The sequence below is a fragment of the Dyadobacter ginsengisoli DSM 21015 genome (assembly GCF_059568735.1).
On the sequence record NZ_JCANTY010000002.1, the window covers coordinates 330,106 to 345,435 of the forward strand.

The 15,330-nt window shown below is 49.1% G+C and carries 9 protein-coding genes; 1 reads left to right on the forward strand and 8 read right to left on the reverse strand.

Going from position 1 to position 15,330, the window contains the following annotated elements; genetic code table 11:
• Positions 1-23 precede the first annotated feature (23 nt).
• Positions 24-290 carry a dihydrofolate reductase family protein gene (locus tag BP71_RS07675; protein WP_496377982.1) on the forward strand — a complete coding sequence of 89 codons (267 nt, stop codon included), beginning with the start codon at positions 24-26 and terminating at the stop codon, positions 288-290.
• Between the two features lie 341 nt (positions 291-631).
• On the opposite strand, the gene BP71_RS07680 is transcribed toward BP71_RS07675, so the two are convergent.
• From BP71_RS07680 to BP71_RS07715, 8 genes are all read right to left on the reverse strand, one after another.
• Positions 632-1,714: a glycoside hydrolase family 99-like domain-containing protein gene (locus tag BP71_RS07680; protein WP_496377983.1), complete on the reverse strand. Its 1,083-nt coding sequence runs from the start codon at positions 1,712-1,714 to the stop codon at positions 632-634.
• Between the two features lie 22 nt (positions 1,715-1,736).
• Positions 1,737-2,723 carry a metallophosphoesterase gene (locus BP71_RS07685; protein WP_496377984.1) on the reverse strand — a complete coding sequence of 329 codons (987 nt, stop codon included), beginning with the start codon at positions 2,721-2,723 and terminating at the stop codon, positions 1,737-1,739.
• Positions 2,724-2,757: 34 nt separating this feature from the next.
• Entirely contained in the window at positions 2,758-3,879 is a 1,122-nt protein-coding gene (locus BP71_RS07690) for a glycoside hydrolase family 99-like domain-containing protein (protein WP_496377985.1), read from the reverse strand.
• An 83-nt stretch (positions 3,880-3,962) separates the two neighbouring features.
• Positions 3,963-4,976, reverse strand: a complete 1,014-nt coding sequence (locus tag BP71_RS07695; RefSeq protein ID WP_496377986.1) for a DUF5627 domain-containing protein — start codon at positions 4,974-4,976, stop codon at positions 3,963-3,965.
• A 38-nt stretch (positions 4,977-5,014) separates the two neighbouring features.
• Complete coding sequence (locus BP71_RS07700) at positions 5,015-6,769, reverse strand: RagB/SusD family nutrient uptake outer membrane protein (RefSeq protein WP_496377987.1); 1,755 nt, start codon at positions 6,767-6,769, stop codon at positions 5,015-5,017.
• 17 nt (positions 6,770-6,786) lie between these two features.
• Positions 6,787-9,783 (reverse strand): SusC/RagA family TonB-linked outer membrane protein, encoded by a 2,997-nt coding sequence (locus tag BP71_RS07705; protein ID WP_496377988.1) that lies wholly within the window; start codon positions 9,781-9,783, stop codon positions 6,787-6,789.
• A 28-nt stretch (positions 9,784-9,811) separates the two neighbouring features.
• The gene (locus tag BP71_RS07710; protein ID WP_496377989.1) at positions 9,812-11,653 is read right to left on the reverse strand and encodes a RagB/SusD family nutrient uptake outer membrane protein; all 1,842 of its coding nucleotides are present in this window, start codon (positions 11,651-11,653) and stop codon (positions 9,812-9,814) included.
• Between the two features lie 9 nt (positions 11,654-11,662).
• Positions 11,663-15,205 (reverse strand): TonB-dependent receptor, encoded by a 3,543-nt coding sequence (locus BP71_RS07715; RefSeq protein ID WP_496377990.1) that lies wholly within the window; start codon positions 15,203-15,205, stop codon positions 11,663-11,665.
• Between the last annotated feature and the right edge of the window lie 125 nt (positions 15,206-15,330).

Genomic DNA, 15,330 nt, shown 5'->3' on the forward strand with positions numbered 1-15,330 from the left:
TGTGGATTGGAAAAGCGCAAAGGTTGCTACCCGCGACCTCGAAGCGGAAACACTGGCGCTCCGGAAAGAAGATGGGCGGTGACATTCTGGTCTGCAGTCGCAGCCTGATCATTGCCCTGATCAATCTCGGCCTCGTAGATGAATTCCAGCTGATGGTCCATCCCGTGGTGGCGCGAAAAGGTTTGCCTTCATCTAAAGAACTGGCAGACGGAGTGGTTTTAGAATTGACAAAGATGCACATCTTTGCCAGTGGTGTCGTATTGCTGAACTATCGAAGCAACAATAGCTGAACCGAACGCATATTTTCAGCGCGGATATCGGTCCTGATGCTTCAAAAAACATATAGGTACCCGACGCCCCGCTCAGTTTTCGTTTACAAATTTAAGGTATGTAAACCACTGCTCTTAACTCGCTTTCCAGGGAAGAATGAATCGATCTTTTGACCAAGGAGCGAGATATTGTCAGCCAGCAAGACGGAGAGATAACTGTATCGATCCGGCGAAGCCAAATTACACAATATTGCTTCGTCGGATAGATACAAATATTCTCAATACTTCCTCTTTCACCCGCTGCGAATACCTTTGGAACGGTCGTTCGAAGCGGGCATACTTATTGAGCTTTCAGGCCTCTTTCACTTGCTTTTTCTCATTAATGCTGCTTTAACACCGTCCAGAGGGTTCAAACCTGTTTTACCGGGAGTAAGCCATGCTCCTTCCCCGTTTTCGTTCCAGGCGTAGAGCAACCCGATCCGCTCGCCTGTCATCAGGTTCGGATTCGCATTCATCCAGTTGATCATCCCGCTGACAGAGGCCGCCGCCGACTTGGCCGAAAAGCCGGTAAAATAAGGCCGCTCATTGTATTTATTTTTCTCATTGGACCATGGACGTGGATCCCATCCCATGGTCGACACGGGAATGTAAGGTTTCCTCAAAGACTTCCCTAAGTTCGTCCAAAGTCTCCGCTCGGCCGCGTGCAGGGTGTCTATCGGAATGGCCTGGTCCTTGCCGATGAACCCGACACTGTGGTAATTATATCCCGTAATGACATCTGCCCCAGCCCCTTCTGCCTTTGCAATTCCGTCGGGAGACCCAGCACACACTGCGATTGTGGCACCCGCCAATCCTGCGTCCCTGGCGCTTTGTCTCAGTTTTTCAAATGCTTCGCTCACAGCTTGCCCCGACCCGAAATTTTTCAGCAGCGAGGCACTTTCAAAGAAAATCAGCAGCGGTTTCTTGTCCACCTTCAGGTACTGCGGATTTTTAAACTCTTCGAGCCACATTCTGGTGAGCTTGTCCCAGTTCTCAGGGCCCACGTCAAATCCGCCGTGATTGGCCACCAACAAACAATATTCCAGCTTCTTTACATTTTTCGAAGACTTGTAAAATGCCAGCGCCCTGTTTTCAGGCAGCTCTTCCACGGTGCGACCATTGCGGTGATACCAGCAAAAGCTGAAAAAAGAAAGACCTGCATCGGCGGCAAGGACGATCTGCTCATCCACAACTTTCTGACTGCTGGTAACCCATCCCCACACTGGTTCACGGTCTGTGTAGTTGGTTTTCAGGTCTTCGGTAATGTGAAAAGTAGTGCCGCTCCATCCGTCAAAATAATATGCTCCGATTTTATTCTTACCCTTTTGGGCTAATGTTTCACTTTCTGCAGACAGAAGCAAAGTAATTGTAAAAAAGAAAGAAAAGGTGTGGTTCAGGAATTTCATGTCTTGTGGATTTTAAAAATGACTACTTTGCTACCGGCCGGGTTTTTGATCTTTCTTCGGATTGTTTGATGAAATCAATTCCTTCGATTTCAAATTTTGAGGTATCTTCTTTTGTCTTTTTGTAATAAGGGGAATACATGCTGGCCGCGACGATCTTTTTGTCGATATCGAAAGACAACAACCGGATGTACCCACCTCCAAGATCTTCATTCTGGTAGTTCTGGAGAATTTGGTATACGTTATTGCCATTTTCACCCTTGTCCGTTTTCAATGCCGAACTCATGACATGGCCGCTGAGCACGAAGCGGATATTCGCATATTTTTTCACCAGTCTGTCGAATACAACTTGAGGGCTGAAATCTCCGTAACCCGCATTGCTCGCGGCAACTTCGCCTTTGGGTGTGAGGTGATAATGGGTAATGATGATCACATTGTAATTGAAAAATTCCTTTACCACATCCCCTGCCCAGTTAACAGGGCCCATACGCGGACAGAATTCCAGACTGATCACCAGCCAGTTGGTATCGCCTGCTTTAAAAGTATAGTATGCATTGTCACTTTTGTCGGCCTCATATCTTCCCCGCTGATTGGAAAAACGGCTCACCGGAAAATAGGAATTGAATTTGTGGGTCTTCCGCAGATTTTGATTCACATTACCGGGAGCAGCACTGCCACTGTGAAAGCCTACGGCCTCCGTATCATGATTTCCCAGGGCGATGGCATAAGGAATATGATGGGCATCAAACACTTCGTATCCTTTACTGGCCACCTCATAATGATCGTAATTATCAAAATTGACCAGATCGCCCACATGCAGTACCATGGGAATGCTAAGTGAATCTTTGTGATCTGCAACCCATTTGATCCTGCTGTTGAACATGCCGTGATTACCACCCACCTCGCTCTGGGTATCCGGGAACACCGGTATGGTAAATTTCTGGGCGAAACCTGGAAAGGTAATTGCAACACCAAGAATTGGCACGAGAAGTGATTTTCTGAAATATTTCATTTGATATCAAGTTGTCCTTACAAGTTCCGGTGGGTTATTTTATTTGTTTGTTCTGATCGCGCACTACTTCTTTCACCGCTTTCAGATACAGTGCCTTGGGATCTCCCTTGGTAGGCACAAGGTAACCGCCTTCTCCCAGTTCATTCCAGGCATAGATTAGCAGCAGGCGTTCCGGTACGGTCTGGTCAGGGTGTTCGTCCATCCAACGCACGGCATCCCCAAGAAAATCTTTGAACTGACCGGGCGTTCGCCCTGTGTAGTACCATCCCTGCTTGGCTCCGCCTTTGCCGTTCCCGCTTGCGTCCTCCCAGGGGCGCTTATCCCAGCCCGCGATGACGGTCGGAATATACGGCTGTGCCTTTGTCCCCACCCATTTGGCCCGCTGGGCGTCGGCAAGCTCGGCGTATTGATGTTCTTCATGACCACCGGCGTAGCCCGGCACAACATTATAATGCGTGGTCACGTCGAAATTCTTACCCGCGGTATTTCCGCATCCGGCGATGGTCAGCCCCTGCGGCAGCCCGCCCTGTTTGGACACTTCCTGCATTTTTGTGAGCGACTCATTTTCAACACCTTTCGAATTAAAAATAACCACCAGCGGCTTGCCGTTTACCTGCATATATTGCGGATCATTGAAGTACTGCATCCAATGCGCAGTTGCCTGCTCCCAATTATCCGTCCCGGTTATTTCGGCGCCCTGGTGATTGGCAACCAGCAGTGCAAACTTGATCCTGTTCTTGTTTTTTGCTTTGAGATAGCGGTTCATGCTCTCGTGGCCGGGGAGTTTTGCAATGGCTTCCAGGTTGATAGGCCCCTGGGTGTCCCTCCAATACCAGCAGAACAAAAAAAACTCGATACCATTGTCCGCAGCCAGATCGATCTGCCGCTCCATGATTTCCTGCGAATCATTCCGCCAGCCCCATACAGGCTCCCGGTCGGGAAATTCGTCCAGCATTCGTTTGGTGACCTGCCGGGGTACATTTTTCGCCCAGGGTTGGGAAGGATCGTCTGCCTTGGCATTTTTGCCCCCCCAGCCGTCATAATAATATGCCCCCACTTTAATCGACTTATTAGCCGACTGGGCCTGTGTGGGCAACCATAAACACAACACAATGAACGTCACCGCCAGAAGACGGCCCGAAAATGTTTTTTTCATAATTCTGTTTTGTTAAGTCATCGACCTGCGATCCTGTTGCGCACAACTACCGGGATCCGGACCGCAGGATGAAATGAATAGATTTATCTGGCAACAACCGGTGTGAAAAGTTCGAGGACAACTCCCCTGTCCCGCACTACCAATGTATCGGTGGCTGTATATTTTTTACCTGCCTGGGTAAACTCGTAAGTCAGATGAATGGCGTTACGTTTTTCATTTCCCCAGTTATCCGCATCATTCAGGAATTTACCTGTGCCGGTGATTACCCCCGAAGTACCCGCGGTGCCCTGGACCGTGCAATTCCCTCCGTTGAAAGTCAGTAGCATGCGTAAATTTCCGGTAATACCTGTGGAACGGATCACGCCGTCTACCGTAACCTGGCTTTTACTCTTGGTATTCAATGTCCAAACCTCATCTTTTTCAACATACTGCTGGCGGTACACATTGGTTTCCAGCGTTTGCCCCGCCGAATCAACTACGCTTTTTCCCCGGTGGAAGTAGTTACCATGAAATGGATTGACGTATTTGACGGCAAACATGGTAAAGTCCTTGGGAGTCACATCCCAGTTTCCTACGATCCTGGGATCGGGTTGTGGCATGGTGGACCTGCCTCTGAGCAGCGAGTCCAGATTGGCTACCTCCTTGATGCGAATCGGCAGAACATAGGCTAGCCTGCTGGCCAGTGTATCATCGAAAAAATCGTCGGACAGCTGTACTTCAATACTTCCGTTGAACTGGCCTGCCGGAATGATCAGTTGATTGAGGGAACTCAGCTTATAGTACTTTTCCGGAAGCGCATACATAGGCTGCCCGGTAGAGGCAAATCTGGCCTGATCGCACAGACTATTGTCGACTTCAATGGTAAAAACCCGCTCCTGGTTGTTCTTATAGACCCCGCCCATTGCCGCCGAAATCAGGAATTTGTGGGCATTGTCGTTTGTATTGTCATAAATGTAATCCCCCAGCACCAATGTACGGATCGGATATTGATACGGGAAATAACCGGTTGTGTATTCAAAGTCTGGGAATTCTATTTCCTGATTTTTGCAACCTGTCACGATCGCCAGCAGGATCAGTATGAATGATACCTTTTTCATATTTAAAATGATTTGATTGTCGTCGGTACAAGGAAAGCTCACCATCCTTTGTTTTGGAGAATAGCCGGATACTTAACAAGTTCCGTCTGGGGGACAGGACCGTAATGCATATAGTCATTGTTGAAAGCGCGCGGCTCCACATCCACGACAGTATAAACTCCTCCATTGATATTGACTCCTTTGGCCGGCTCCGCCAAGTTACTTTTCCAGCGGCGCAGGTCCCAGAACCGGAATCCTTCGAAGCATAATTCCAGCCTGCGTTCGTTGCGGATCAGGCCCCTCATAGCTTCTTTGGTATTAATAGAAATCAGGTAAGGATCAGCTTTGGCAATGCCGGCGCGTGCGCGTATCGCCGCAATCACATCTCTGGCAGAAAAACCCCAGGCTCCGGCTCCCTCAGGACCCCATGCCTCATTGGCCGCCTCTGCATAGATCAGGAATAGCTCGGTATAGCGCATATGCGTTTCATAATGCTTTTGCGTAGTAGTCGATACCGGGTTCAGGTTGACCTCTTCCACGAGCAATTTCTTAAGATAATAACCCGTGCGCGTCGACGCGTCGATGGAATCTTTCGCGTTCACGCCGCCGCCTACTCCCGTCAAAATGGTGTTTCCGGAAACCGTATTTCCGTTGTAAACAATATACTGGCGCAGGCGCGGGTCACGGTTTGCGTACGGGCTTGTCCGGTCATACAAGCTTTCAGCGCTTGAAATCGGGTATCCGTTGAGGGCAGGAAAAGCATCTACCAGGTTCTGAGTCGGGTTTACATTTCCTTTGCCAAAAAGAGAAGGCGGGAAATTGGCCGCCTCCCGGGTATTGGTCGTGACCACCGACCGGCGCCACAAAATTTCCTTTTGATCGCTAGGCGTCGCAGCAGACACGTTCAGCGCATCGACCAGTGATTTCAGGTAAAATTTATTTCCTTTGGGGTCCATACCCGCAATGCCGCCGATACCTTCAAGGACTGCGCCCGCATAATTGGCAGCCTCCACCCATTTGGTCTGGTCGGTATTAAAAGCCGGACTGGCTGCCAGAAGCGCTACTTTTGCCCGTAAAGCCTTCACCACCCTGGCGCTGATCCGCTGATTGAGCTCCGCCCCGAAAACAATATTGTAATTGGTAACACCCACTTTTTCGTACCCCGTCGGCAACTGGTCGGCACTGGCGATATTGACGTAATCATTCATCGTGAGGTACTTCAATGCCTCATTGATATCGGCGTAAATGCGGTCGACAGATTGCGAAAAGGTAGCCCTCGGAATATTGAAATTGGCATTCACATCCAGGAACTGATCAAATAAGGGTATCCCCAGCATCTGACCGTCCGTCCCGGGACCAGCCACGCCAACCAGCAAATGGTACTGAAGAAGCGCCCGGAGCGCAAAAGCCTCTCCTTTAAACCGCTGAGTATACAGCCAGTTGAGCTCGGGCACAGAACCTTTCCAATTGACTGTATCGATCAGGGTAGTAAACTGGTTCACCGTCTGAATCCCTGCAATACAGTTGCTCCACTGGTCGACGGGATTATACAGTGCCGACCATTGCCCGGTTGCCATTCTAAGGTAATCATTGAGCTTGTTGTTGCTGACGGCGTCATCTGTAGCCACGTCGTTAAAACTTAGGTTATTAGTCGGTATCCTGGCATATGCACTCATCAAGATACCCTCTGCGTAGGCGGGGTCCGCGTAGATACGCGCGATGGTACTGTGATTGTCGTCAACGGGTTCCAGTAGTGTGCAACCCGCCATCATCACGGCAAAAACCAAAAACAATACATTTATAGATAATCTCATGATCTTCCGTAAATTATTTAAAATGAGACATTAAGGCCCAGTGAGTACGAGCGAAACTGTGGCTCGGCACCTATATTTAACTCTTTGATATGCCTGACTTTCGACAACATGACCAGGTTTGACGCGTCGGCAAAAACCGAAAGCCCTTTCACTTTCAGCTTGTTCGAAATAGGGATCGGGAACTCGTAAGTCAGCTGTACACGGTCCACTGTAAAGAAATTGTCGCGATAGAGCCAGAAGCTCGAACCCCGGTAATTGTTTGTATTGGCTATGGAACTCAGCCTGGGCAATGTTGCCGTAGCAGTCGTAGCTTCTGTCCACCGGTCCAGGATAAAAGCTGAATATTTATCATCCCCGTCTACCCAGAAGTAGTTGTTTGTAAGCATTCCGTTCGACCCGGCGCGACCGTTCCCGCGCGCAAAAAGACTGAATTTTTTATAAACCAAACGAACATTCAGCCCGTACGAAAAAGGAGCCAGCGAGCGCCCTATACGGACTTCGTCATTGGCATCCACAATCCCGTCACCATTTTGATCCTTGTATTTGATATCGCCTGGTTTTACGGTCCCGAAGGCTTGCAGCGCGTGTTCTTCGATGTCCCCAGTGTTTGCAAACAAACCTTCTGCTTCCATACCAAACATGGCATCGACCGGCTGGCCCGTCCGGTTCCTGCTGCTTATCGCATACAATTCATCCTTCTTTTTCACCTTGGAGTCGGCCAGTAGCATGTTGGCACCCAGCGTGACCGAGAAATCCCCCCAGTGTTCCCGATAGGAAAGGCCCAGTTCTACACCACGATAGGTATTTTCCTCGAAGTTACGGTAAGGGATAAATGTGCTGAAATAGTTTGGGTAGAGCGTCTGTGGCCGGGTGATTTGATCGGAATAAGCACTGGCAAAAACATTTGCAAGGACCGACAGGCGGTTTTTGAACAGTATGCTTTCCACTCCAAAATTGATCTCATTACGCTTTTCAAACGTCAGATCCGGATTCCCGCCATTCACCGGAATTACCCCGGCCCGTGATCTGGTACCCTCATACCAGCTGTAACTTCCCGATCCGCCGTAACGCTCATCATAGTTGAAAACTCCGGAAATGCCGTTATCGGAATTCATTGAGCCTGCGGAAAGGCGTATTTTCAAATAATTTATCAATGAAACGGATGACAAAAACGGCTCAGAACTCAGTACCCAGGCAACACCCAGCGATGGAGAGAATGCCGTGCGGTTACCTTCCGGAAGTTTCACCGAATTGACATAGGCACTGCTAAAATCAATCAGGTACTTATTTTTGAATCCGTACGCAATGCGCAGGCCCAGGTTTGCATTTTTTGTTCCCTGCCAGTCATTTTGCACTTTATCATTGGTCACAAAAGCAAGCAGCGATCCTGCGAAATGATGATCTTCATTGAAAGTACGATCATAGTCGAACATTCCGTAAAATCCGATCCGGCGACGATAGGAAGCATTGCCCACATTTTGCGTTCCGGTACGTACATCCTCGCCAAACTTCGTAATGCCTGTAATTTTATCTTCAGTAGCCGACCAAACCGGAGTGTATACCGCATAAGTATTACTGATGTACTGATCGTAAAGCGTCAGGTAATCAAAGCTCAGGTTGGTATGAAAGGCAAGGCCCTGAACCGATCTGCTTAAGTCAAAGTCTATTCGATCATTGAATGAAAAATTACGCTGCACACGAAGGTTAGTCCCTCCCGAATAGCTCGCGGCAATGGGGTTTGTCAGATAGTTGGCCGCGCCACCCAGGATATAGGTGTCATTTATATCATTTTTGCGGCCTTTTAAAATGGCGTTTTCGGGATCTATTAACGAGATAGGCAGTAGGGGCGAAAACAAGTTGGGGCGGAGCGTTGCCGCGTTTGTGAAATAATCCCCGGCAGGATTGTTGGCATTGCTCAGAACAACGACGGCATCCATCGCAGTCTTGATCCAGCGGTTCACTTTAAGGTCAATATTTCCGCGAACATTGAATACATTGGATTTCAGCGACTTGCCTTCTCCGAAATTATACAGGCTACCCGTTTGTGACCAGCCCATATTGGTATAATAGGTAGCCACATTGTTTCCCCCCGAAAAATCTACCATTGCCCTGGAAAAAGGCCTCACGTTTTTCAGATATTCGCTGGAATAGTAATCTATGCTCGGGTAGCGATACTTATTGCCGCTTCTGTACTGCTCTATCAGCTCCGGTGCATACTGGATCGCCAAACCATCGTTTTTCCTGGCCTCATTGTAAAGTTCCATATATTGGGCGGAAGGAAGATATTCGGGCAGTGCGCTCGGACGTGAAATCCCGTAAAACACAGTGGCGTTTACCTGCTTTTTCAATGGCTGGCCGCGGCGTGTAGTGATCAGTACAACACCGTTCACCGCATCGTTGCCATACAAAATGGAAGAATTAATATCCTTCAAAACGGTTATGGTCTCAACCTCCGACAAGTTCAGTGTGCTCACGTCACGGGGCAGCCCGTCCACGACGAACATAGGCGCACCTATCCCGCGTAAATTGGAATTTCCGATCAGTCCCGGGATCATTCCGGTGAGTGCGGAAGTGACCGTTTGGGTATTGTCGAACTTTCTTAGTTCGACGGGATCCAGTACGCTCACAGCATTCACCAGATCACCTTTTTTCACTTTGCCGAAAGCGATATTGACAAAGTCTTTCCGGCCGTAGAGAAATGGCGATTTTTTCAGCGGCAGCGATGCCAGGTTTCTGTAATTTTCAGGATCAAAAACGCTGGATTCATAACCCGGGGCCTCGATCAGCAAGTCTCCCAGCTGCGGGGTCAAAAGAATGAATTTACCTTGTGCATCTGTTTTTGCCAATGCTGTCCCCTCATTCCCGTAAACCAATGCATCGCTGATTGGCTTACCGTTTTCGTCGACCACGACCGATTCAATCGTGATCATCTTCGCGTCGGGCGTTTGCTGCGCTTTGACCATGAGCGGGCAAAGCAGTAGCATGTAAGTTATGTACCTATATATCTTCTTCATGTAAGTTTGCTTTTAAGAGGTCAATGGATTACCAGCCGGGGTTCTGTGGAAACTCGGCATAGAGCTTCACGTCTTTCTGCTGAAACGGCAGCCAGTTGTGCTTTTTCTCAAAGACCCTGGTCACCACTACCCTTTCTTTGATATTGAGAGGCTTGCCATCGGCCCCGCGGTCGAAGTCCACTGCAGTTTTGTTCAGGTATTCAGGATTTCCGGAAATATTCCAGCGGCGAAGATCGAAGAAACGATGCCCCTCGAAGGCAAATTCCACGGCACGCTCACGTATGATCTGCTTCATGAATGCATCTTTGGAGGCCGTATACTTTACAGTCAGATTGGGCAACTGGGCTCTGTTACGGATTACATTTACCGCGTCGATAGCTGTAAGTGCAATGGCGTCGGATTTGGATGCAGCAGTACCATAGCCATTGACCACTGCCTCCGCATACATCAGATAAACATCCGCCAACCGCATGATCGGGTGATAGGACTGAAAGCTCCCCCACCTGTTGTCCCACGGATTGCAACCTCTTGGCGTCCATTTTTTGTAGAAATAGCCGGTTACGCTACCAGCAACCCCTGCACTGGCAGTGGTCCCATTACGATGAAATCCGTTGTTGGACAGCTGGGCAAATTCGTTTGCCTTGGCAGCTGCGGCAGTGGCATTGTCGACCAGCCTGACGCCGTCGTAAATGATATCGACATAAAAGCGTGGGTCACGGCCGGTCCAGGGATCAGCGGGGTTAAAACCGGATTCCGGATCGTGGATCGGCAGACCGTTTGCCATACCATAGTTCTTGGTAAAATTATGGGTGGGCACCTCCACACGGCTATTCCCTGCTCCGTACTGGACGGGATTGCTGGTACGATTGGTGGTAAATCTAACATAGCTGGGGATGATCACCGTAGGATTCATGATCACTTCGGTTCCTCCCGGCCGGTCGCGGTTACTTGGCGACCATACCCAGAAATTGTCCGTCCAGGTAGTCCATGGCTGCAACCTGTAAACGCCCGTTTCCGTACATATTTTGATGACCTGGGCAAAAGCTTCTGCCGCACGCTTGCTTAAGTCCACATCATAGGTATTGCTGCCCGTGGAAGATTCGTTCATCATCGGGCTGGCTGCGTAGAGCAGATTTTTGCCCAGTAGCGAAAGTGCATGGATTTTTGTAACACGCTGCCCGTTGTTGCCCAAAGTGGCCTTGCCCACCTGTGTATCATCCCATTTAAGAGGAAGTAGCCCGGCAGCGTCCTCAAGATCCCTGGCCACTTTCTCGGCTGTTTCGTTATATTTCAGCCTCGGTAGCTTGAATTCTTCTGAGGAGGGCAACACCTGGTCTACGTAAGCAAGCCCACCGAAGTAGCGCATAAGCTCAAAGTGCAGAAATCCACGAAAGAATAACAGCTGGCCCCTGATCACGCTCTTTTGCTCATCGGTGGCATCAGTAAGCAAATCGATCTTGCTCAGTCCCAGATTAGCTTTTCTGATGCCGTACCAGGCAAAGGGCCATACCCGCATCCGGGTTAAATTACCGCTATAAGTAAAATCAGGGCTCGCGCCGTAAAGGAAGGTGCCCTGGTTCCAATAGTTGCCGTCATCCCAAATGATGGGTGCGGTGGTAAGCAGTTCATCCGAGGCACTGAAATTATAAAACTGGTTTCCTCCCAGCACTTTATGTATATCAATGACGCAGTCATACATTTCTTCTACATAACCCTGAAAGCTGACGAAGCTCCCGAAAACGTCATTGTCCGTAATAGTTGCCTGTGGAGATCTATCCAGATAGTTTTCGCAGCTATTCAATACCAAACCTGACAGAATGATACTCCTGACAAGTACTTTGCTATATCTGTTTAATATACTTTTGATCATATACGTGTGTTAAAAAGTTAAATCAATACCGAGGTTGAAGCGTTTCGGAGTAGGGTAAGCGCCCTGGTTCGCAGCTCCTCCGGAGGCTGCCGATTCTCTGTCATCCGGAAGTTTCGACCAGAAAATCAGGTTGCTCCCATTGACAAACACCCGCAGGGAAGAAAAGCCCAGCCGGCTCAGTACAGGTTTCTGGAAACTGTAGGAAACCTCGGCTGTTTTGAGACGAACGTAGGAAGCGTCGTAAAGAAAATAATTCCCAACAAACTGCCCCTGCGATTTCCATCTCGGCAAAAAGGAAGTCGCATCCGGATTGTCTTTGGACCAGTGGTCCCTTACATGGGAGAAAAGCACGTTCTGATAGAGATAAAAATTATCCAGCGGCACGCTTCTTGACACGTTATTAACCCCGTAAAACTGCAGCATCAGATTGAAACCTCTATATCCGGCACCGATGGTTGCATTGTAGTTGTTCTGAGGTACATCCGAGTACTGATAGGGAACCGTATCATCGTTTCCGGTGACCAGTCCATCCCCGTTGAAATCCAGCATGTTGTAGTAACCGGGAAGCTTTGCGAGATCATTGGTCTGCTGCGGTACGCTGGCAAATACATCGTCCCAGGTGTTATAGAATCCGGTACTAATCTGTGTCCGGGCCTGCCCTATCTGATAGCCAGCCTGTTTCAGATAGCTCAACTGTAAAGCCGGATCATCCCGGTTCAGGATATTGTTTTCGGTATGTGTAAAGGAGAAATTACCAAAGAGGGTCAGACCTGAGCCGAACCGCTTGTTCAACTTCAACTCCACTTCGTAACCTTTGGATTTCACTTGTCCGATATTGACAGCCGGAGGGGTTGCCCCGAAATAAGGCGGTATTGCCCGGGAAGTTCCGCCGATTACGATATCCGTCCTGTTTTCGGTGAAATAATCGAAATTGACGGTAATCAGATCGTTGAGCGCGCCAAACTCGGCTCCGTAGTTAATCTTGCGCGCCTTCTCCCAGTGAATATTGGGGTTTCCGACAGTGGCTTCCTTGTACCATAGATAAGGGCTTTTTTCGTTTGGATTCGCATTCAGAAGCCCCGATCCTCCGTAGGAATACTGGGACTGATATGCCCATCGCGATCCCCCAGCATCGTCCCCTACGGTCCCGGCACTATATCTGAACTTCAAGTGATTGATCCAATCCACCTTGAAGAATTTCTCATTGGAAACCAGCCAGCCCAGGGCGTAAGAAGGAAAAAAGTCGAAACGATAGCCGGGGCCGAATTTTTCCGAACCATTGTAAGCCCCGTTAAATTCGAACAGATAACGGGAATCGTAGTCGTAAGTGACCCGGCCAATCCAGTCTTCCCGATAGCTTGGAAACATACTCCCCTGCGCGAACTGTTCTCTTTTAAACAAAGCCAGTCCCGTGAAATGATGCTTTCTAAAATCATTCGCATAGTTGGCCTGAAGCTGATACATCAGTCTTCTGCGGATGGGTAAATAGCCTGTAAAGGTGGAATTGACCTCCTCCGGGTTCACCGTCCATGGACTAACCACCCAATCAAACGCATTGGCGGCTGTCACAGGTGTGGTTTCTGTGTATTCGTTTGGATCCTGGTCTCCCCCCGTATAGCGCGAAGGATATACTATTTTCCCCAAAAGGTTACCTTCCGGCCTTACGTGGTTACCATCGCCGATGCCACCCACAGTCTGTACGCTGTTGTCATAAAACAAAGAGCCCGTCACGCTCAGCCCCCTGGTAATAAAATCAAGCTTTTGCTCAATTGTAAAATCTGAATTCAATGCAACTTCGCGGCGTTGCCAGACTCCCGTGTTGTATATCAAAGCAACCGGGTTCTGAAGTGCCTCCGGAGGCAGGGCGTAGTTCTGTCCCCAACTGCCGTCGGGATACTGAGGCAGGATTACATCCGGCGGGAACCTGTATACCGCAGCCCAGGCCAGGGGATTGGTCCCGGAAGTAGAGTTGGCATAGGAATAGCTTGTATTTTTCTGGCTGAAATAGCCCGCAAGATTTACCCTGACATTTGTTGTCGGAGTCAAGCGAAAATCAAGGTTGCTGCGAAAGTTGAAGCGGTTGAATCCATAACTTGGGTCATAGCCCTTGTGATTATCATACTTCTTGAACATGTCGCTCTCGTTCAGATAAGAAAGCGACCCGAAGTACTTGACAAACTTAGTACCTCCGGTAACATTCATATTGGCACGGTGCGACCATGATACATCCTTGAACATGGCCTTTTGCCAGTCAACGTTGGGATAGAGAAGTTCGTTTTCAGTGGTCTGTGGCCTTTTGTATCGAAGTGCCACGTCGTAAGGAATATAATCTGCCCATGACACCGGGCTCAGCAACCCCTCCCGCTCGATCATTTTGTTCCTCAACATGATAGCTTCGTACGAATCGAGCTTCTCGGGCAGCTTGGATACGGTAAGTGCCGTTGCATTGTAGGTAACCGAAAGTTGCGGTTTGGATACTGATCCCCTTTTGGTAGTAATTAAAATAACCCCGTTGGCACCCTTCACCCCAAAAACGGCTGTGGCCGATGCATCTTTAAGGACAGAAATCGTGGCTACCTCACTCACATCGACATTTTCCATAGCCCTTTCCACCCCATCGACCATAATCAGCGGCTGCCCGCCGTTCCAGGTGTTGCGCCCCCGGATGAATATCTGCGTCGCGCTTTCCCCGTTGGCTGTGCCGCCCGGTTCGCCGCTTGATGTAATGGTGGTGAGGCCCGGCAACTGCCCCGTTAACGCCTGCTTCAAGTCTGTTACGTTACCCGCCCGTTTCAGCTGCTCATTGGTGGTTTGAACGATCGAACCCACCACGCTTTGCTTTTTTTGGGTTCCAAACCCTACGACTACCACTTCCTCGAGTATCTTCTCATCCACCTTCAGGAGTACCTCTATCTTCGTCCGGTTCCCGACAATAACCTCCTGTGTGACATAACCTACAAAAGAGAAAACCAGCACCGCCTGGTTATCTAAGACGGAGAGCGTAAACTTCCCTTCCACATCCGAAGTAGCACCCTGCTGGGTACCTTTGATCAAAATACTTACACCGGGAAGCGGTTCACCTTTATCGCCGGTTACCCGACCAACCAGCGTGTTTTCAGTGGCATGATCACGAGCATTTGATGAAGCATCCGAAGGCACATTCTCTGAGGGCTTGATTTGCGCGGGCGGCATGGGTTCCGTTGCTTGCGGACTGAGTACAATCTGATTTCTGACAACACGGTAATTGATGCTCATCGGCCTCAAAAGCGTTTCCAGGACCGTTTTCAAAGGCTGATTCTGGATGTCCACAGTCGCCCGCCTTTCGGCCCGGATGGCCCTTGCGCTGTACACAAATTTCACCGAGACCTGATTTTCAATAGCTAAAAACACCGATTTCAGTGGCTTGTCAGTCAACTGGATAGAAAGCGGTTTTTCCAGCAGTTCCTGAGCAGGGGCATCCGTTGCATAGCTTAATCCAGCGAAGATCACAGCCATTATCATCTGTGTGAACGATATCCTCATGACCGACAGGATTAGTAAATTTTTCTTCATAGATTTGAATTACCTGGTTTAGGTGTTTTTGTTTAGAATGGTAGAAGTTTTAAGCAAAATGATCTCGTTTACGCGTTCCCCAACGCGTGTCACAAAACGGGATGTCTTCCCGGTCAGCAGTGTTA